Raw genomic sequence first — 21996 nt, 5'->3', positions numbered from 1 at the left:
TATATTATGAATTCAATACTTCAGGAAGATTTAAACGACTTCGAAAATATCTTAGAAAAAACAAAACAGCAAGGAATTGGTTTTTTGAATAATTTAGAAAATATTCCAACTTCAAATAAAAATACAATTGACCCAACGCGTGATTTAAACGAACTGGGTTTAGGTTCATTAGAAGCCTTAAAAGAATTTAATGAGCGATTAGCGCCATTATTAGTTTCTTCGCCAGGACCAAGATATTGGGGATTTGTTACCGGAGGTTCAACTCCGGCATCCATTGTGGGCGATTGGCTGGCTTCTGTTTACGATCAAAATACGCAGGCAATAAAAGCGCAAGGTGGAGTTTCGGCATTAATAGAATTTGAAACAATTCATTTATTACTGCAATTATTAGATTTGCCAACATCATTTTTAGGTGGATTTGTAACTGGCGCAACTATGTCAAATTTTACTTGTTTGGGAGTTGCCAGACAATGGTTTGGAAATCAGTTTGGGAAAGATTTTGCTAAAAACGGAATTTCAGAAAAGATTAATATACTAACGGCAACGCCACATTCTTCATCAGTTAAAACATTAGCGATGTTAGGAATTGGAAGTCAAAATTATACATCGGTTAAAACAATTGAGGGAAATAGAGAGGCAATTGATATTGATGATTTAGAAGAGAATATTAAAAATTTAAATGGAAAACCTTTTATATTGATTTCAAGCGCAGGAACTGTAAATACAGCAGATTTTGATGATTTTGAAGCAATTTCAAAACTAAAAGAGAAATATAGTTTCTGGTGGCATATTGATGCTGCTTTTGGAGGATTTGCAGCTGTTTCAGACAAATATAAACATTTTGTAAAAGGCTGGGAAGGAGCAGACAGCATCACAATCGATTGCCATAAATGGCTGAATGTGCCTTATGAAAGTGCTTTTTATTTAATTAAAAAAGAGCACACAACTTTGCAAGTAGAAACGTTTCAGAATTCAAATGCGCCTTATTTAGGGAATCCGTTAGAAAATTTCAATTACTTAAATGTGCTTCCAGAAAATTCAAGACGATTACGAGCTTTGCCTGTTTGGTTTTCTTTATTGGCTTATGGAAAAGAAGGATTTAAAGATATTGTAGAGAATAGTGTTTCATTGGCTTTGCATTTTGCAAACGAACTTATAGAAAATGGTAGTTTTGAACTTCTGGCTCCAATTCGTTTAAATAATGTTTGTTTCACTTTAAAAGGAGATCATAATCAGGAAAAAGTAGCTCAATTTTTGACTACTTTAAATGATTCCGGAACAGTTTTTATGACGCCAACGGTTTATCAAAACCGTAAAGGAATCAGAGCTTCTTTTGTAAATTGGCGTACAACTGAAAATGATATTAAAATCGTAATTGAGGAAATGAAAGTTGTTGCAGCAGATCTAGATTTATAAACAACGAAAGGTATAAAACAAAAGAGTCTGTTGACTACAAACAGACTCTTTACTAACACAAAAAAAAACAAAAAAACAAGGATTATAAATATACAAAAGGCTTATATTCAGTACATATAGATTATAGTAACAATACGATTATCGAGATCGTATATTTTACTAATAGCTATTGTACAATAACAGAAGAGTATAATTTCATTTTTCAAATACAACACTATTCATATTAAGTCTAAATAAAAATAAATACAATTTAATTCGATAAAATGTAAAGTATTGAGAATTAGTTGCTTTAAAAGCATGATAATTTTTGAAAATTTAGAGAAGTAAGAAAAGTTGAACTCTTTTAGGAAGTAATAATTCAAAAGAAAGTTTAAACTTAACTTATAGGCATAAAAAAATCGCTCCATTACAGAGCGATTTTTTTAATATTTGTAAAAATTGAGACCGAAACCTTATTTAGTAATTTCTCTAAAAACAGCTTCCAGGTTTTTATTTTTCTGATTTAATTGCAATGTTTTTAATCCGTTTTCAGTAGCAAAATCAAAAATAGACGGACGCATATCTTTTTCGGTAACAAAAGTTAATTCCCAAGTCATATCATGAGTGTTTTTGTATGAAGCGATATTTTCAAGTTTAGCCAAAAGTTGTTCTTCAATCTGATAATCAAATTCTACTTCGATAATTTGTTCAGAACCGGCAGCAACTAAATTGTCTAATTTTTTGTCAGCCACAATTTGTCCTTTGTCAATAATAATGACACGATCACAAATTGCTTCCACTTCCTGCATAATGTGAGTTGATAAAAATACGGTTTTGTCTTTCCCAACATTTTTAATAACATTTCTAATTTCCATTAACTGATTCGGATCCAGACCTGTAGTTGGCTCATCTAAAATTAAAACATCCGGATTATGTAATAGAGCGTTGGCAAGACCTACACGCTGACGATACCCTTTAGATAATTGGCTTATTTTTTTATGGCTTTCCGGTGTCAGTCCTGTCAGTTGAATAACTTCTTCAATTCTTGATTTGTCAACTTGATAAACATCGGCATTAAAAGCCAAATACTCACGAACATACAAATCCAAATATAACGGATTATGTTCTGGTAAATAACCAATAGAACGCTGAACTGCCTTTGCATTTGTCATGACATCGTGACCATTTACAAGGGCTGAGCCATCATCGGCCAATAAATAAGTGGTCAAAATTTTCATTAACGTAGATTTTCCGGCTCCGTTAGGTCCAAGAAATCCTACGATTTCTCCTTTCTGAATAGAGAATGAAATTGAGTTCAAAGCTTTTTGAGATCCGTAACTTTTTGATATGTTGTTTACTTCTATCGACATGACTATTTATTTGCTACAAAAGTAAACAGAAATAGTCTTGATTGCTAAATTTTTGTCTTCTAAAGAAATCATAAAAAAATCTTAATAGTCAGGCGCTACGGCATCGTTATTGTTAAAGGGATATTAAATTTAAATTATTTACAATGAAAAAAATGTTAGTTATTCTTGCATTAGCTATGGTTAGCTTTGCAAATGCACAAAAAGGAACAATCTTAGTTGGTGGAAGTATTGGTTATTCTTCAGAAACAAGAACTCTTGGTAATAATGAAGTTAAGAATAATGAATTTGATTTTTCTCCTAAAGTAGGATACCAATTTCACGATAATTGGACTGTAGGAGGTGAAGCTTCTTTTGGTTCTTCTAAAACAAAACAAGGAACAAACGAAGATAGATTCAACACTACTAAATTAGGTGCATTTTTACGTTACACAATGCCATTGAACCCAACTTTCTCATTCTTTGCAGAATTAGGAGCTGGTTTTCAAAGTGAAAAAGATAAAACGTATGCAGGACCACTTACTACAACTGCAAAAGGTGATGGTATGTATGTTGGAATAACACCAGCTCTTTTCATCGATATGAAAAAAGGTTTTGGTTTAAACTTTAACATTGGTGGTTTGAACTACGGTACAATCAACTATGACAACAACGGACCAGAATATAAAAACTTCAATTTTAATTTTGGTAAAACATTTAACATTGGAGTTTCTAAAAACTTCTAATCTTAAATCATATATTCAATTTCAGAAAGCACTCCAATTGGGGTGCTTTTTTGTATTTATGAAAGACATAGTTTTGATTTTAAATTCTTCAATTATAGAATACTATTTAAGGTCATTCTCGTTGCGTTTAGTTTTGTTGTAAGTTTTTAATTTGTAAGATATTGATAATTAGAATGTTGTTTTTCTGATTGAAATTATTAATAATGATGGCATCGTTGTTGGTAAATAAGTATTAAATTTTAATATACACAATTATGAAAAAAATGTTACTTATTCTTGCGTTGTCAGTTTTTGGCTTTGCAAATGCCCAAAAAGGTTCAGTTTTAGTTATGGGAAGTCTAGAGTTCAATTCTCAAAACGCATCAAGTTCAGATTTAGAAATTAAATCTAACTCTTTTCTTTTTTGGCCTAAAGTAGGATATCAATTTCACGAAAACTGGACTGCGGGTATTGAAGGAGGAGTTGGTACTTCAAAACAAGAATTCAATAATAATAATAATGAATCAAAATCTAATGTTTTTTCTATAGGAGGCTTTTTACGTTATTCTAAGCCTTTAAATCAAACTTTTTCTGCTTATGCAGATCTGGGACTAGGTTTTCACAACCAAAAAAATACTACTAGAAATGAAACACTTTCTACTGTTAATAAAGGTGACGGGTTTTATATTGGTGTTACGCCAGCAATTTTTATTAATGTTCATAAAGGATTTGGTCTAAACTTCAACATTGGAGGCATAGGTTATAATACATTTAACTACGAAGGAGATTACGGAAGTGATAGCAAAAGCTTTAATTTCAATTTTGGAAAAGCATTTTCTGTAGGGATCTCAAAGAATTTTTAAGTTTTAGAATATATTTTAATTTGAAAAAGGTACTCCAATTTGGGTGCCTTTTTTTTGTGAAATATAACTATGAATAAAATGCCAAAAATACCAACTAAAGTGAAGTCGAAATTAAATCATAACTACAAGATTTTCGACTTCACTCGCTGGCAATAAAAAACAAAAATGTATTTAAATAAAACTATTAAGTAACGGGATTTTCAACTGCAGCTCTCATTTCCTGAGCTGCGGCAACCATTTCGATTAAGGCTTTTTTAGTTTCATCCCAATGACGTGTTTTTAAACCACAATCAGGATTTACCCAAAGCTGATCTACCGGAATAACTGCTGAAGCCTTTTCTAATAATCTTACCATTTCCTGACTTGAAGGAACACGCGGAGAGTGAATATCATAAACTCCGGGACCAATTTCGTTTGGATATTTAAAGTTGGCAAAAGCATCTAAAAGCTCCATTTGCGAGCGTGAACATTCAATTGTAATAACGTCAGCATCCATATCAGCAATGTTTTGAATAATGTCGTTAAATTCGCTGTAACACATGTGCGTGTGAATTTGCGTATCGTCATGAACGCCACTTGCAGAAATACGGAAAGCTTTTACAGCCCAATCCAAATAATTTGCCCATTCTTCTTTTCTCAATGATAAACCTTCGCGAATGGCTGGCTCATCAATTTGAATAATTTTGATTCCGGCTTTTTCAAGATCTACAACTTCATCACGAATGGCCAAAGCAATTTGCGTACAAGTTTCAGAACGCGGCTGATCGTTACGAACAAATGACCATTGCAAAATCGTTACAGGACCCGTAAGCATTCCTTTTACCCATTTTGGAGTCAAAGATTGTGCATATTTTGACCATTTTACTGTCATAGGGTTTGGTCTTGAAACGTCACCATAAATAACCGGAGGTTTCACACAACGGCTTCCGTAACTTTGAACCCAGCCGTTTTTGGTAAAAGTAAATCCGGCTAATTGTTCACCGAAATATTCCACCATATCATTACGTTCAAATTCTCCGTGAACCAAAACATCGATTCCTGTTTCTTCCTGAAAACGAATTGTAGCTTCCGTTTCTTTTTCGATTAAATCATTGTATTGTTCCGTAGTCAATTCTCCTTTTTTGAATTTCGCTCTCCAGCTTCTCACTTCGGCAGTTTGAGGAAAAGAACCAATTGTAGTGGTTGGGAATAATGGCAGATTTAAAGCTTCGATTTGGCTTTTTCTTCTAACTGCAAAAGTACTTTTACGTTTGTCATCAGAAGCTGTAATTCCGACAACACGCGCTTTAACTTCGTTATTATGAATTAATTTTGAAGTTTTACGATTGTCATTCGCAATAGTATTTTGCTCAAATGCAGCTGAGTTTTTAGTGTCAACTTCATTTGAAGCGAATTGCTTTAAAAGAACAATTTCGTTGATTTTTTGTTTAGCAAAAGCAAGCCATTGTTTAATTTCCGGAGTTAAAGTAGCATCATTAGTTTCCAGATCTAAATCGCAAGGACTGTGAATTAAGGAACAAGATGGGCCAACCAAAATTCTGTTTTCTCCTAAAGCATCAGTTGCTTTTTTGATCAGGCTTAAAGAATTTTTAAAGTCATTTTTCCAGATATTTCTTCCGTCAACAACTCCCAATGAAAGGTTTACGTTTGAAGCTAATTTCCCGGATTCTAAAATATCATCTAATTGAAGCGGACAACGAACTAAATCTAAATGAAATGTATCAACAGGCAAAGCCAAAGCTGTAGCCAGGTTTTCTCCGAAACAATCAAAATAATTCGCTAAAACAATTTTAATTTTTGGGAAACGAATGTTGATTTCATTGTATACTTCTGTAAACGTATTTCTTTCCTTATCAGTTAAATTCAATGCCAGGAAAGGCTCATCTAATTGAATATATTTAACATTTTCTGCTTGTAGTTTTTCGAAAATTTCAAAATAAACAGGAAGTAAAGCATCGATAAGATCAATTCGGTGAAAACCTTCTTCTTTTTCTTTTCCCAAAAGCAAGTATGAAATTGGCCCGATTAAAACTGGTTTTGTAACGATTCCTAAATCTTTTGCTTCTTTAAATTCAGTAATTATTTTTTCTGAAAACAATTCGAATTTTTGGTTTTTAGTAAATTCAGGAACGATATAATGATAGTTGGTATCGAACCATTTTGTCATTTCCATAGCAACAACATCCTGTCCGTCTTTTTGTGCACCTCTTGCCATTGCAAAATACAAATCGATAGAAGAGTTTGTTTTGGCAAATTCGTGATAACGTGCCGGAATTGCTCCCAAAGCCAAAGTTAAATCAAGAACCTGATCGTAAAAAGAAAAATCATTAGACGGAATTAAATCTACTCCGGCTTCAGCTTGTAATTGCCAGTTGGTACGACGGATATCTTTTCCGGTTTGAATAAGTTCTTCAACCGAAAGTTGTCCCGCCCAATACAATTCGCTGGCTTTTTTTAATTCTCTGTTACTTCCAATTCTTGGATAACCTAAATTAGTTGTTTTCATTTTTGTTTCAGTATTTTTTACTGAACAAATTTATTGTATTAGATTTTATAACTTATATTTGGTAATTATTTCAGTAAAATGTATTTTAAAATTTAATTTTTAAAGTTTTAATTACTGTGAATATTATTTAAATGAACCTTTAGCCGTAAAAAATACTATGGAAAATCTAGATAAAACCGATTTATTGATCTTGAAACACCTTCAGGAGAACTCAAATATTAACACAAAAGACCTTGCAAGTAAATTATTCTTAACTGTAACGCCTGTTTATGAACGAATAAAAAGACTTGAACGTGATGGTTATATTACTAAATATGTTGCCTTGCTGGACAAAAAGAAAATGAATCGTGGTATGACAGTTTTTTGTAATGTTCGACTAAAAGAACACGCAAAAAATGTGGGAAGTAATTTTGTAAAAGATATTGTAGCGCTTCCTGAAATTATAGAATGTTATAATATTGCCGGCGATTATGATTTTATGCTTAAAATTCTTGTTCAGGATATGACTAGTTATCAGGATTTTGTAATGAATAAATTGTCAACTATTGAAAACATAGGAAATACGAATAGTATTTTTGTAATGGGGGAAATTAAGCACAGTACGGCGTTAGAGTTTTAATAAACAGATTATAACTTGTAGTGATTTTTTTTTCCGCCACGAATTCACGAATTTTTGCAGATTACTGTGGTAAAATTAATTCGTGAATTCGTGGCGGAAAAAAATATTTAATGTCACCTGAGGCCTATTTTTATTTAATATTATCCTAAAATAAAACGTATTTTTGAGCTTCAATCTAAAATCTAAAATCAGAAATCTAAAATAGAAAAATGAACTGGGAACAACTTTTATCACTCAAACGCCAAGGCGATACTAGCAAAAGATTACGTTTAGAACAAGACGATACCAGGTTAGGTTTTGAGGTTGATTATGACCGAATTATATTTTCGGCAGCATTTAGATCTTTGCAGGATAAAACACAGGTTATCCCACTTTCTAAAACAGATTTCGTTCATACACGTCTTACACATAGTTTAGAAGTTTCTGTTGTTGGACGTTCATTAGGACGTTTGGTCGGGAAAAAAATTATTGAAAAATACCCACATTTAAAAGAAGTCCATGGTTATCATCTGAACGATTTTGGTGCTATTGTGGCGGCAGCTTCTTTGGCGCATGATATTGGAAATCCGCCTTTTGGGCATTCTGGTGAAAAAGCTATAGGGGAATATTTTTCTATCGGAAACGGATTAAAATACAAAGATCAATTAAAGGCAAAACAATGGCAGGATTTAATTGATTTTGAAGGAAATGCAAACGGATTCTCAGTACTTTCAGCAAGCCGTCCAGGAATTGAAGGCGGACTCCGAATTTCGTACGCGACTTTGGGCGCTTTTATGAAATATCCAAAAGAAAGCCTTCCTAAAAAGCCAACAAACAATATCGCCGATAAAAAATATGGTTTCTTTCAGACAGATAAATCATTTTTTGAAGAAGTAGCCCAGGAAATGGGAATGATTCCTAATAAAGAAGGTGATGATATTGGTTTTGAAAGACATCCGCTTGCTTATTTGGTTGAAGCTGCAGATGATATTTGTTACACGATTATTGACTTTGAAGACGGAATAAACCTTGGATTAGTTTCTGAAGATTATGCTCTTGAATATTTGATTAAACTGGTAAAAGACAATATTGGCGTTGCCAAATATAAATTATTAGAAACTAAAGAAGACCGAATTAGTTATTTGCGCGCTTTGGCAATTGGAGCTTTAATTAATGACGCTGTTGATGTTTTTGTTGAAAACGAAGAAGCAATTCTGGCCGGAAATTTCCCTTTTGCTTTAACAGATAAAAGTAAATACAAAGCTCAAATGAATGATATTATTCAATTAAGTGTTGAAAAAATATACCAAAGCCGTGAAGTAATCGAAAAAGAAATTGTGGGTTATCAGATTATTCAAACTTTGCTGGATAAATTTATAACTGCTTTTAATAATAAATACGAAGGAAAAGCATCGAATTATGATAATTTAATTTTGAAAATGCTGCCGGAAAAACATCATTTAGAAAAAACTAATTTATACGAACGTTTGCTTCATATTTGTCATTTTGTTTCACTTTTAACAGATGGAAATGCGTTAGAATTATTCGAAACGATTAACGGAAGAAAAAGTAATTAACTCGTACTGCATATAAAAAAAGAGCCCATAAAATATTTTATGGGCTCTTTTTTTATATAATAGAAGTAAATGTTCTATTGAAAAGCATATACTAAACCAACACCTAAAACTTGTCTTAACTGAGCTCTTGGTCCGTCATTAACCTGAGATGTTGTTCCTGTAGTTGGATCAACAACGTCTTTTTTGGTTTTAATATCGTCGTCATATACTAAATGAATGCCAATATTTGCTTTTACATAAGCATTTACAACAAGATCAAGACGCGTATCGTAATCGACATCGACATTTCCAAAACGGTTTAAATAATCCGTATATAAGCTCAATCTGTTTTCGTAGAAAATATTTTTATAGATTTCGCTTTTCATATATCCTGTAAATAAAATACCAAATTCGGCTTTTACCTTTTGTCCTTCCTGAACTAAAATTTGATTTGTTGCATCATTAGGATCTGTAATATATACCGCTTTTTTAACACCAAAAGCTCCTTGATTTGCTAAATATTGATCTAAAACCAAAGTAGTTTTCAACGTAATAGGAGAGAAATAAAACGTTCTGTTTTTCTGCTTGTTCGAGTTCTCAGCTCCAGCTCCTAAAAAGATATAAGCCGGTGCAAATGGTTTAGAGATCGCAATATCACGGTTTGGATAATTATAACCGTTTGTAAACTGCGTATTAAAATTAAACTTACCAGAATAATACCAATTTGAAGTAGTATCTTTTCTAAAACCGTAAGTAGAGTTAAGCGCAACGGCATCGTCTGTTTTTCTTAATTCAGTACCATCTTGCTTATTTAAACCATATTTTATAATAAGTTCATTTGCCCATTTATGATTTCCTTTAATATAAGTTCTTCCAAATTCTCCTTTAAAAAGTCCGGAAATAGAACTTGTTCCCCCGGCACTCCAATTCACAAAAGCAATTTCTGAAATATCAAAACCAAGTTGGTTTTTCTTAGTCCAGTTTGAAGGAGGTGGAGGTAATTGACCCGGATCTAAAGTAGTCCGAATAATACTTTGAGCAGATGTCGAAATTGAAAAAATAAAGAGGAAAAATAAGAAAGGGAATCGAAATAATTTCATTAGGTTAACTTTTGATTTTTTTTTTGGCGGTGCAAAATAATTATTTTCAATGGTCTGAAAAAAGATTTACTAAACTTTTAACGTCAATTTTGCACAATTGTTGTAATTCTGAAACAGTTCCATGCTCAATAAACACGTCAGGTATGCCCAAAATTAGTACTTTATTTGTGAAGTTATTAGCAGCTGCAAATTCTAAAATAGCACTTCCAAAACCTCCATATACAACACCGTCTTCGATGGTAATGATGGTCTTAAAAGTTTTAAAAATATAGTGTAATAAGTTGTTGTCTAGTGGTTTAATAAAAGGAAAGTCATAATGGGCAATTGTTTCCGGATTGCCACATTCGTTAATGGCAGAAATTACATTATTACCAATTGCTCCCGTTGATAAAACAGCAGTTTTAGTACCGCTTTTTAAGCAAATTCCCTCACCAATTTTAATATTTTCATATTGTCCGAAATTTGCTACTTCCCAACTCGGGAAAACGCCTCTTCCTCTCGGATATCGAATAGCGATTGGATGATCTAAACCTAATTGAGCCGTATATAAAATGTTTTGCAGCGCAATTTCATTAATTGGGGCATAAATAATCATATTCGGAATTAATCTTAAATAAGCAATATCAAAAACACCGTGATGTGTAGCGCCATCTTCTCCCACCAATCCGGCTCTGTCTAAACAAAAAATAACAGGTAAATTTTGTAACGCAACATCATGAATAACCTGATCGTAAGCACGTTGTAAAAAAGTCGAATAAATATTGCAATACACGACCATTCCCTGAGTTGTCATTCCGGCCGCAAGCGTTACGGCATGTTGCTCTGCAATTCCAACATCAAAAGCACGTTCCGGAATTTCATCCATCATAAATTTTAAAGAACTTCCTGATGGCATTGCAGGCGTAATTCCGATAATTTTTTCGTTTTTTCGTGCCAAATCCAAAATGGTTAAACCAAAAACATCCTGATATTTTGGAGGAAGATTTTCTTCAGATTTTAAATGGATTTCTCCAGTCGAAGCATCAAATTTTCCGGGTGCATGGTATTTTACCTGATTTTCCTCAGCTTGCTGTAAACCTTTTCCTTTTGTAGTTACAATATGAAGGAATTTAGGTCCTTTTATCTTTTTTAATCGATTTAATTCTTTGATTAATGTTGGAAGGTCATGACCGTCTATTGGTCCTGAATAATCAAAATTTAATGATTTAATGATATTATTCTGTTTCGGATTTTTTCCGTTTTTTACCGCAGTCAAATATTTCTTTAAAGCCCCAACACTCGGATCAATTCCAATAGCGTTGTCATTCAAAATTACGAGAATATTGGCATCCGTAACTCCGGCATGATTTAAGCCTTCAAAAGCCATTCCTGATGCGATAGAAGCATCGCCCACAACTGCAATATGCTGTTTGTTGATTTCTCCCTTTAATTTAGAAGCAATTGCCATTCCCAGTGCTGCAGAAATAGCAGTAGAAGAATGTCCAACGCCAAAAGTATCATAAACACTTTCGCTTCTTTTAGGAAAACCCGAAAGTCCTCCGATTTGTCTGTTCGTATGGAAATTTTCTCTTCTTTCGGTCAAAATTTTGTGTCCGTAAGCCTGGTGTCCAACATCCCAAACCAATAAATCTTCAGGCGTATTAAAAACATAATGCAAAGCAATCGTCAATTCAATTACACCTAAACTGGCGCCCAAATGTCCTTCTTTTACAGAAACAACATCAATAATAAACTGACGTAATTCCTGAGCAACCTCAGGAAGCTGTTCTTCTTTTAAAAGACGTAAATCGGCAGGATTAAATATGTTCGAAAGTAAATTGCTTTTCATCGTAAGGTAAAAGGCAAATTTACGGTTTTAAATTTAATTTTATTGCTGAGATGTTTTTATAAAAATCTTTATTACAATGCAATTGGTAAAGAATATAGTCTCCTTACTTTTTTGCCATTAATTTCTCCCGGCAGCCATTTAGGGCATGAACTTAAAACTCTGATAATTTCTTGTTCTACAACATTATCAACAGCTGGAACACATTGAAGATAAGATACAGAGCCATTTCTTTCGACTGCAAAAGAAAGATTGATTTTAAGATTTTTAGAATCTATATTTTCAGGACTTTTAAATTCTTTTCCAAAGTAATTATAAAATTGTTCAATGCCTCCAGGGAATTCTGCATTTGTTTCAATAGCAGTTCCTCCATTATATACAGGTTCTTCTATTGTCTTTTTAGAATTGATCGTTGTTGCTTTTTCATTCTTCACGCTTACAGGTTTCACAAATTTAACCTGATCAACGTTAGGTGGCGGCGGTGGCGGTACATGAGCATGAACAGAATCATTTGGATCAAGTGGAACTTCTCCAACTAAAGTTACCAATTCGGTTGTTGTATCTTTTACTACTTCAACTTTATCAATTTTCTGTTTTTTTCCTTCTTTATCCTGACAGCTAAACAAAGTTGTTCCCATAGCAACAAATAATGCCAATAAAAACATTTTAGAATAATTCGTTTGTGTATATAAAACCCGATTTGGAATTTGAATTGTAATCGTATCTAATTGCGATTTTCTAAATCTTCCACAAACATTTTTGTTTTGATTTTGAATAAAAAAATGCTGAATTTCATTAGGCAGCATTGCTGTGAAATCAACAACCGCTTTAGAACAGCTTAAACAGAAACGACCATTTTCATCCGGAGTCATTTTGTTCCAGTCTTCATGGCACGGTTCAGGAATTGTAATTGTATGTTTTCTATTCATTATTTAATTGTAATTGGTAAAATGTAAGATGATCGAACAATACGACCTTTTAACTTTCCAGGAATCCAATTTTGAGCTGTTTTCAAAACTCTAATCGCTTCTTCTCCTATTTCTTTCGGCGTATTTTTAACAATGTTAAAATTACTCAAACTACCATCTTCTTCTATAACAAATATAACAAAACATCTTTCTTTAAATTCTTCAGTTGTTTTTGGTACAACATAATTTTTTTTAAAGAATTCAAGAAATTTTTTCATTCCATTTTCCGGAACAGGTAAAACGTCCAAATCAGTTGAATTATATATAATATTATATTGAAAACTCCCTGCTTCAATAGAATTAGGAAGAGCTGGCATTCCCATCATAATCCCTTCACTAAGTTTTCTTGTTTTTTCTTTTTTAGATTCGATCTGATGTCCATAACATGAGGAATGAACCTCATTTTCATCTTGATTCTGCGTTGTATTGTCAACAATCTCGATTTTATCAATTTTATTTTTGTTCCCATCTTTATCGGCACAGCTAAATAAAGTAGTTCCCATGGCAACAAACAAAGCAAGCAAAAACATTTTACGATAATGGGTTTGGGAATATAAAACACGACTCGGAATTTGAATTGTAATTGTTTCTAATTGCGAATTTTTAAATCTTCCACAAATTCTTTCGTTTTGATTTTGTATAAAAAAATGCTGAACTTCAGTAGGAAGCATAGAAGTAAAATCAACAACCGTTTTAGAACAGTTTAAACAGAAACGACCATTATCTTTGGGAGTCATTTCATCCCAGTTTTCAAGGCACGGTTCAGGAATTGTTATTTTATGTTTCATTTTTTACTACTTAAATAGAATTTGCAAAGTGTAAGTAGAGCGAACAACTCGATTTTTTCGTTTACCAGGAATCCACTTTGGCGTTTTTTCTAAAATTCTGACAATATCTTTTTCACTTGCTGAAGTTGTATTTTCAAGTATATTAAAATTGCTAAGACTTCCGTCGCCTTCAATTACAAATAAAACGGATATTTCTCCTTGTTTTGCAGTAATAAGATTTTTTGAAAAATTAGAATTGAATTTTTTCATTCCATTTTTTGGAACAGATGCAACGTCTAAATCATTTGAATTATAAATAATTCCATAATGTCCAGATTGAGGTTCCTCTTGTCCAGATTGAGAATGTTCTTCGACGTTTAGTTTGTCTATAGGCATCATTATAATTCCAGTAGTAGCTTGTTGTTCTGGTTTGACATCTTCTACAACTTCAACTTTATCTATTTTTTGTTTATTGCCGTCCATGTCCTGACAGCTAAATAATGTAGTACCCATAGCTATAAAAAGTGCCAATAAAAACATTTTTCGATAATGGATTTGGCTGTATAATATTTGAGACGGAATCTGAATATTTATTTCACTTAACTGTTCACGTTTAAGTCTTCCACAGACATTTTTATTTGAAATAAAATACTGCTGAATTTCCTCCGGAAGCATTGAAGTAAAATCAACAACCGTTTTAGAACAGTTTAAACAGAAACGACCATTATCTTTGGAAGTCATTTCATCCCAGTTTTCATGGCACGGTTCAGGAATTGTTATTTTAAGTTTTCTTTCCATATTTGAAATTAATTTACCTGACTTATAGCATCATCACTCTTGTTAACAGGATTAATTGAAACTATTTTCGAAAGATTTCTTTTTCTTCTTTCAGGGTTGAGACTGTCTTTTTGTACAATAATATTAAATCTAAAAACTTCAGAGATTGCTTTTCCTTTATCTAAGCCTGGTTTCCACTTTTTAGACTTTTGCAAAACCCGAATAATTTCTTCTCCTGTTTCGTACCCAATATTATCAAAAACCTTAATTTGATTTAAAGTTCCAGTCTTATCTATAACAAAAGAAACTTCGATTTCTCCTGTAATTCGTTTGGCTTTTTTAGGAATCTGAAATTCATCAGTAATAAATTCAGTAAATTTTGCAATCCCACCTGGATATTCTGGCAACTGATAAAGATAACAAGTAGGAGGAGGAATACCGCCTTGGGTTTCGTTATAATCATTACCAATATATCCTGTGGGTCCGGAAGGTTCGACATTTATTGTAAGGACGTCTTCAAGAGATATAGATGGACGTGGTTTTTTTTCAAATATACTATCCTCGCGATTAGATTTGACGAGAGGTTTCGGTGAATATTCTTCAACAACTTCTATTTTTTCAAATTGTTGTTTATTTCCATCTTCATTCTGACAACTAAACAAAGTTGTTCCCATAGCAATAAACAATGCCAATAGAAACATTTTATGATAATGGGTTTGTGTATATAGAACACGACTCGGAATTTGAATCGTTATTGAATCTAATTGAGATTTTTTAAACCTTCCGCAGATACTTTTATTTTGATTTTCAATAAAAAAATGCTGAACTTCCTCAGGAAGCATCGCTCTAAAATCAATAACAGTTTTAGAACAGCTCAAACAAAAACGGCCTTTTTCGTTTGGTATCATTTCATCCCAATTTTCATGGCACGGTTCAGGAATTGTTATTTTATGTTTTCTTTCCATTTTTGAATATCAGGATTTAAATGTAATAAAAAAATCATACGAAATTCTTCAACAAAATAAGTTTGTATTAAGGTGAGGCAATTATTTGGATTAATTGTCTTAAAAAAATCAACTTATTTGAGACGATTAACTCAAAAGAAACAAAAAGCTTAATTGATTCTTTATCATTTTATGTCGTAAAAAATTATTTCAAAAACGTATTTTTGCAATTATGATAAATCCTTTCACCGACGAATATTTTATGAAAAAGGCTTTGCAGGAAGCAGAAATGGCTTTTGAAAAAGGCGAAATTCCTGTTGGAGCAATAATTGTCGTTGCCGATAAAGTAATTGCAAGAAGTCATAATTTAACCGAACTACTAAACGATGTCACTGCTCATGCCGAAATGCAATCCATTACCGCTGCTGCAAACTTTTTAGGCGGAAAATATCTTAAAGATTGTACCTTGTATGTCACACTCGAACCTTGTCAAATGTGTGCAGGCGCTTTGTATTGGAGTCAGATTTCTAAAATCGTTTTTGGCGCTCGCGACGAACATCGCGGATTTATGGTTATGGGAACAAAATTACATCCAAAAACAACCGTCGTTTCTGGAGTTATGGCCAATGAAGCTGCTGATTTAATGAAACGTTTTTTTGTTGAAAGACGTAAATAATGCCTGTTTTTTATTTCAGTAAAAATATTTCCGATTACTGAATTTTCCTGCCAAAACATTTCAAAAAATAATATACATTTACTATAATATAATTGACATTTCATAGGTTATGGTTTTAGACCGTGAAATGTCATGTTCTTTATTTATAGTTCGTATTTGTAACCATTAACTCCGTATTAAAGTGAAAGTAAGAGGATTAGTTTACGTATTTTTTGTGTTTTTTATTTTTCAGGCCTGTGGCAGAAAATCAGATTTTAATTCTGATTTTTCATTATTCAAAGAGTATATAACTAGTTTTACGGGCGGAATTGTCTCGGCGCAGTCGGACATTCGTGTAGTTTTAGCTTTTGATAAAAAAGAATGGAAAGTCAATGAAGTTTTAGATAACGATTTGTTTGATATTTCTCCAAGTGTCGACGGAAAAGTAGTAGCACTTTCAAGCAATACAATTGCATTTATTCCGGAAAAAAAACTGAAAGCAGGAACTGAATATCAGGTTACATTGCATTTAGATAAACTAATCACGCTTCCTAAAAAAACAGAAGACGATAAAGAAGATCTTTCAGAATTTAACTTTACCGTTAAAACCATCAAACAGGATTTTACTGTAAATACACTTGATATTCAATCGCACAGTAAAGAATATCAATACCTTAATTGTGTATTAAAAACAGCAGATAATATCGATTTGGAAACTGCCATAAAATTGGTTTCTGCATCTCAAAACGGAAATAAAGTCAAGGTCAAATTTGAGAAAACATCAAATTCAGGAAAAGAATTTAAATTTATAATTGATAGTATACAGCGTTTCGATGCCGCAAGTAATCTTGAGATTGCTTACGATGGAAATGATTTCGATATCGACCAAAAAGGAAAAATGGATTTCCCGATTACAGCCATAAACGATTTTAAAATTGTAAAAATTGAAGTTCCGGACGAAAACAATCAATCCGTATTAATTAATTTTTCTGAACCTTTAGAAAAAGGTCAGGATTTTAAAGGTTTGGTATCAATAGAAAACACCAATAATCTAAAATTTTCGACTCAGGGAAATATCCTGAAAGTATATTTTAGCAATCAAAAACCAGTTCAGGAAGTTGTACATGAAGTAGAAGTTGTTGCCGCTGTTGATTCTACAAGTACCGTAGTAGATTCGGCAAGTGTAGCTGTAGATACTGCTGCCGTTGCCGAGCCAATTGTAGAAGATGTTGTAGTAGAACCAGAACCGGAACAAGCAGTAGTTTCAGGGGAGTTATTATTGGAAGTTTTTCAGGGAATTGAAAGCCAATATGGTCACGAAATGAAGAATAATTATTCTGAAAAAATATCTTTTGATCAGATAAAACCAAGTGTTCGTTTTATAAAAAACGGAACAATTTTACCAAGTTCAAGTAATTTAAAACTGAATTTTGAAGCTGTAAACTTAAGTTCTGTCGATGTAAAAGTGTATAAAATTTATAAAAATAACATCTTACAGTTTCTTCAGAATAATCAGTTAAACGGAACCCAAAATCTAAAACGCGTTTCTCAGCCCGTTGCAAAAACGACGCTTAATCTTAAAGAAAGCACATTAATAAATCCAAGCAAATGGAACACTTTTGCTTTAGACTTATCTAAAATTATTTCGCCGGAACCAGGCGCAATTTACAGAGTCGAGTTCTCTTATAAAAAAGCCTATTCACTATATAAATGTGAATCTTCGGATAGTAATGAAAATGAAACAGAAGAGGAAGAAGTTGATGAAAATGATGTAAACTACAGCGGAAACTCTTATGATGACTATTATTACGATGATTATGAATGGAGAGAAAGTCAGGATCCGTGTTCAGGTTCTTATTATTACAATGCTAAAATCGGAACCAATATTCTGGCTTCAGATTTGGGTGTAATTGCTAAAAGAGGCGAGAATAAATCGTATTTCTTTGCCGTAAATAATATCATTACGACAGAACCGGTTTCGAACGCGCGAGTAGATTTATACAGTTTTCAACAACAAAAGCTAACAACAGGAACTACCAGCAGCGAAGGAATTGCTACTTTTCAATTAGACAAATTTGCCTATTTTGCTATTGTAACTTTAGGCGATCAATCGACTTATGTTAAGCTGGATGACGGAAATTCACTTTCGGTAAGTAACTTCGATGTGTCCGGAGAAACACTTCAAAAAGGTCTAAAAGGATTTATTTATGGAGAACGTGGCGTTTGGCGTCCGGGAGATGATTTGTATTTATCTTTTATTTTAAATGATGAAGCGAATAAGTTGCCAAAATCACATCCGATAAAATTCAGATTAACAGACCCGAATGGTAAAGTAACCTATCAAACCGTTCAAAAAACAAATGAGTTAAACCATTATGCTTTTATTGTGCCAACAGATCCTGATGCGCCAACCGGAAGCTGGGAAGCAATGGTAAGCGTGGGCGGAGCAAAATATTATAAGAGTATAAAAATCGAAACGATAAAACCGAATCGTTTAAAAATTAAAAACAGTTTTAAAAACCCAATATTATCTTCTTCACATGCCAATACGGCTAATCTTGAAGTAGCATGGCTTCATGGCGCAATTGCTAAGAATTTGAATGTAGAAATGCAGGCAAAATTTTCACAGCAAAGCACAACATTCAAAAACTATGACAAATATGTTTTTGATGATTTAGTACGTCAGTTTAGTACCGAAGAAATAAACATATTTTCAGGAAAATTAGATGCAAACGGAAGAGCTTCAGTAAATATCGATCCAAAATTGCAAGGTCAGGCGCCGGGAATGCTAAAAGCTGCTTTTGTTACCAAAGTTTATGAAGAAGGCGGGGATTTTAGTATGGATGTAATTTCGACAACCTATTCTCCATATAAAACTTACGTAGGAGTAAAATCGCCAGAGCCAACCAAATACGGAATGTTAGAAACAAGAACCAACAATAGATTTGATATTGTTACGGTTGATGAAAACGGAAGACCAAAATCTGTCAAAAACCTTGAAGTAAAAGTCTATAAAGTAGAGTGGCGCTGGTGGTGGGACGCGTCGAGTGATAATTTATCAAACTACAATTCATCAGATGCAACAACGTCATACAAGACATTTAAAGTTAATACGGATTCTAACGGAAAAGGAAGTTTTCAGTTTGCTTTAACCGATGAAGAATGGGGACGTTATATGATTCGCGTTTCTGATGAAGTTGGCGGACATGCTACGGCATTAACCGTAAATATAGATTGGCCAATTTGGTCCGGAAAAACCAGAAATACAGATGCTTCTACAGCCAACATGCTTGTTTTTTCTACAGATAAAAAGAATTATGCCGTTGGAGAAAAAGCACAAATATCGTTTCCGTCGAGTGAAGGCGGACGTGCTTTGGTTTCTATAGAGAATGGATCAAAAGTAGTACAAACACTTTGGGTTGAAACGAAAACGGGAGAAACTAAAGTTGAGGTTCCGATTACTGCCGCGATGGCACCAAATGTCTATTTTAATATTACACTTTTACAACCACACGCATCAACCAAAAACGATTCACCAATAAGAATGTACGGAATTGTTCCGATTGAGGTAGTGGATAAAAACACCATTCTTGCTCCAAAAATTGCAATGCCGGATGTTTTAAAACCGGAACAGACATTTCCTTTAAAAGTAAGTGAACAATCAGGAAAAGAAATGACGTATACCATTGCGATTGTCGATGAAGGTTTGCTGGATTTAACCCGTTTTAAAACACCAAATGCGTGGGATAGTTTCTATGTGCGTGAAGCTTTGGGTGTAAAAACATGGGACGTTTATGATGATGTAATTGGAGCGTATGGCGGAAAAGTAAATCAGATTTTTAGTATTGGTGGAGATCAGGATTTAGGTGGAGGAAAAGCCAAAAAAGCCAATCGATTTAAACCGGTTGTTGTTTTTCTCGGGCCATTTAAATTAGAAAAAGGACAAACCAAAACGCATCAGATAAAATTGCCAAAATACATTGGTTCCGTACGAACTATGGTTGTGGCCGGAGATGCAGCAACAAGCGCTTACGGAAGTGTAGAAAAAGCAACTCCAGTTCGTAGTCCATTGATGGTATTGGCTTCATTGCCAAGAAAAATTTCTCCGTCAGAAAAAGTAACAATACCGGTTACCGTTTTTGCAATGGAAAAAAACATCAAAAATGTAACCGTGCAAATTAAAACCAGCAATGGATTAAAAGTTATAGGGAATGCTGTGCAAAAAGTAAACTTTACGCAGCCGGATGAAAAAATAGCTAATTTTAATCTGGCAGTTGGTAATGCAACCGGAATTGCCAAAGTTGAAATTATTGCCACATCCGGAAACGAAAAATCGAGTTATGATGTCGAGATCGATATGACAAATCCTAATCCGGTAACAAATACTTTTACAGATGTTATTTTAGAACCAAATAGTTCTAAAACAATTAGCTGGAAAACATTTGGAGTTTCAGGAAGCAATAAAGCAAAACTTGAAGTTTCGTCAATGCCAACCATTAACTTAAATGGAAGATTGCAGTTTCTTATTCAATATCCGCATGGTTGTGTAGAGCAAACAACTTCATCCGTATTTCCGCAATTATTTTTGAATGATGTTGCCGATATTGATGGTACACGTCTGGAGGTTATTCAAAAGAATGTTATGGCAGGAATTACAAGATTAGGAAGTTTTCAATTGCCAAATGGCGGACTTTCTTACTGGCAAGGAAATTCAATTGCTGATGATTGGGGAAGTTCTTATGCCGGACATTTTATGATCGAAGCAGAGAAAAAAGGATATGTCCTGCCAATTAATTTTAAATCGAAATGGCTTTCTTATCAACAAAAAGAAGCTAAACAATGGCGTTTTGAACCTCGTTACGGAAATGATTTAGCACAAGCTTATCGTTTATATACATTGGCTTTAGCCGGTTCTGCAGACTTGTCTTCGATGAACAGATTGCGCGAAACTAAAGGGATTTCTAACGAAAGTAAATTACGATTGGCCGCTGCTTATGTTTTGGCCGGACAAAAATCGGCAAGCCAAAACTTGTTTTTACAAAGTAAAATCGAAGACGAAACAAGCGATTATAATTACTATTATTACGGTTCAAGTTCCAGAAACAGAGCGATGGCTCTCGAAACAATGTTATTGTTAGGACAAAAAGAAAAAGCTTTTGGAATGGCTATAAAATTAGCTAAAAATATGGCAAGCGATCAATGGATGAGTACACAAACAACAGCATATTGTTTGTATGCTATGTCTAAATTTGCCGCAAACAATGGAGCAAAAGGCATTGATATTCAATTTAGTAAAGATGGGAAATCTCAAAATGTAAAAACATCAAAAACCGTTGCAGACAGGAGTTTGGTAGTTAAAACAGGCTCGAACAGTATTACATTAAAAAACAATAAAAAGAATACAATTTATGTTCGTGTATTAAATACAGGAATTCTACCAATTGGTCAGGAAAATGTAGTTCAAAACGATGTTTTGGCTTCTATAGTCTTCAAAAATCGTAAAGGCGGAACAATTGATGTTTCGAGAATTACACAAGGAACAGAATTCGTTGCTGAGGTTACCGTTAGAAATCAAAGAAATGAACATGTAGAAAATGTGGCGTTGTCGCAAATTCTTCCGTCTGGATTCGAAATCGTAAATACGCGTTTTACTGATTATGGAGACGCAACAAATAACATTGCCGATTATATCGATATTCGCGATGACAGAACTAATTTCTATTTTGGACTAAAAGCCAGTGAAACCAAAGTATTTAGGATTTTGCTGAACGCATCTTATTTAGGAACTTATTACTTGCCTGGATTGCAATGTGAAGCGATGTATGATAATACGTTTTTGGCCAGAACAAAAGGTTTTTGGGTTGAGGTTGTGAAATAAAGTCTCACGCAGATCTGGCAGATTTTACAGATTTTTTTATCTGCCAGATCTGCAAAATCTGCGTGAAAAAAAACTTTGCGGTAATTATTAGTA

The 21996-nt window shown here is 33.4% G+C and carries 15 protein-coding genes; 7 read left to right on the top strand and 8 right to left on the bottom strand.

The features are described 5' to 3' along the window. The first annotated feature begins 6 nt into the window (after window positions 1-6). Window positions 7-1416, top strand: coding sequence for a pyridoxal-dependent decarboxylase (locus GKZ86_RS02645; protein WP_154781560.1), 1410 nt, complete (start codon window positions 7-9; stop codon window positions 1414-1416). A gap of 452 nt (window positions 1417-1868) precedes the next feature. Here GKZ86_RS02645 and gldA read toward each other — a convergent pair whose 3' ends face one another. After that, window positions 1869-2765, bottom strand: coding sequence for a gliding motility-associated ABC transporter ATP-binding subunit GldA (gene gldA, locus GKZ86_RS02640; RefSeq protein ID WP_154781559.1), 897 nt, complete (start codon window positions 2763-2765; stop codon window positions 1869-1871). 143 nt (window positions 2766-2908) lie between these two features. Here gldA and GKZ86_RS02635 point away from each other — a divergent pair, with 143 nt between their 5' ends. Together GKZ86_RS02635 and GKZ86_RS02630 are read left to right on the top strand one after the other, a co-directional pair. Beyond that, window positions 2909-3487, top strand: coding sequence for an outer membrane beta-barrel protein (locus GKZ86_RS02635; RefSeq protein WP_154781558.1), 579 nt, complete (start codon window positions 2909-2911; stop codon window positions 3485-3487). A gap of 254 nt (window positions 3488-3741) precedes the next feature. After that, window positions 3742-4329 (top strand): outer membrane beta-barrel protein, encoded by a 588-nt coding sequence (locus tag GKZ86_RS02630; RefSeq protein WP_194632428.1) that lies wholly within the window; start codon window positions 3742-3744, stop codon window positions 4327-4329. Window positions 4330-4513: 184 nt separating this feature from the next. Here GKZ86_RS02630 and metE read toward each other — a convergent pair whose 3' ends face one another. Then, the gene (gene metE / locus GKZ86_RS02625) at window positions 4514-6835 is read right to left on the bottom strand and encodes a 5-methyltetrahydropteroyltriglutamate--homocysteine S-methyltransferase (protein ID WP_154781557.1); all 2322 of its coding nucleotides are present in this window, start codon (window positions 6833-6835) and stop codon (window positions 4514-4516) included. 157 nt (window positions 6836-6992) lie between these two features. Between metE and GKZ86_RS02620 the strand changes: the two genes are divergently transcribed. Together GKZ86_RS02620 and GKZ86_RS02615 are read left to right on the top strand one after the other, a co-directional pair. Further along, complete coding sequence (locus tag GKZ86_RS02620; RefSeq protein WP_089057491.1) at window positions 6993-7454, top strand: Lrp/AsnC family transcriptional regulator; 462 nt, start codon at window positions 6993-6995, stop codon at window positions 7452-7454. Window positions 7455-7663: 209 nt separating this feature from the next. Beyond that, a complete protein-coding gene (locus GKZ86_RS02615; RefSeq protein ID WP_154781556.1) occupies window positions 7664-9010 on the top strand; it encodes a deoxyguanosinetriphosphate triphosphohydrolase in 1347 nt (448 codons plus the stop codon). A gap of 74 nt (window positions 9011-9084) precedes the next feature. Here the strand turns inward: GKZ86_RS02615 and GKZ86_RS02610 are convergent, their stop codons facing one another. From GKZ86_RS02610 to GKZ86_RS02585, 6 genes are all read right to left on the bottom strand, one after another. Further along, entirely contained in the window at window positions 9085-10089 is a 1005-nt protein-coding gene (locus tag GKZ86_RS02610) for a DUF3078 domain-containing protein (RefSeq protein WP_154781555.1), read from the bottom strand. Window positions 10090-10135: 46 nt separating this feature from the next. Then, window positions 10136-11917 (bottom strand): 1-deoxy-D-xylulose-5-phosphate synthase, encoded by a 1782-nt coding sequence (locus GKZ86_RS02605; RefSeq protein ID WP_154781554.1) that lies wholly within the window; start codon window positions 11915-11917, stop codon window positions 10136-10138. 71 nt (window positions 11918-11988) lie between these two features. Beyond that, entirely contained in the window at window positions 11989-12843 is an 855-nt protein-coding gene (locus GKZ86_RS02600) for a hypothetical protein (RefSeq protein ID WP_154781553.1), read from the bottom strand. Next, complete coding sequence (locus tag GKZ86_RS02595) at window positions 12843-13670, bottom strand: energy transducer TonB (protein ID WP_154781552.1); 828 nt, start codon at window positions 13668-13670, stop codon at window positions 12843-12845. The genes GKZ86_RS02600 and GKZ86_RS02595 overlap by 1 nt, the downstream gene beginning before the upstream one ends. 6 nt (window positions 13671-13676) lie before the next feature. Beyond that, window positions 13677-14447, bottom strand: coding sequence for a hypothetical protein (locus GKZ86_RS02590; RefSeq protein WP_154781551.1), 771 nt, complete (start codon window positions 14445-14447; stop codon window positions 13677-13679). An 8-nt stretch (window positions 14448-14455) separates the two neighbouring features. Next, window positions 14456-15391 (bottom strand): energy transducer TonB, encoded by a 936-nt coding sequence (locus GKZ86_RS02585; RefSeq protein WP_154781550.1) that lies wholly within the window; start codon window positions 15389-15391, stop codon window positions 14456-14458. 211 nt (window positions 15392-15602) lie between these two features. Between GKZ86_RS02585 and GKZ86_RS02580 the strand changes: the two genes are divergently transcribed. Beyond that, window positions 15603-16046: a nucleoside deaminase gene (locus GKZ86_RS02580; protein ID WP_154781549.1), complete on the top strand. Its 444-nt coding sequence runs from the start codon at window positions 15603-15605 to the stop codon at window positions 16044-16046. A gap of 181 nt (window positions 16047-16227) precedes the next feature. Next, the gene (locus GKZ86_RS02575; RefSeq protein WP_194632427.1) at window positions 16228-21903 is read left to right on the top strand and encodes an MG2 domain-containing protein; all 5676 of its coding nucleotides are present in this window, start codon (window positions 16228-16230) and stop codon (window positions 21901-21903) included. The last annotated feature ends 93 nt before the right edge of the window (window positions 21904-21996 follow it).

The organism is Flavobacterium sp. LC2016-13, assembly GCF_009707955.1.
GTDB lineage: Bacteria > Bacteroidota > Bacteroidia > Flavobacteriales > Flavobacteriaceae > Flavobacterium.
The sequence above is the reverse complement of the archived record's forward strand: the minus strand, read 5'-3'. Positions and strand labels throughout refer to the sequence as shown.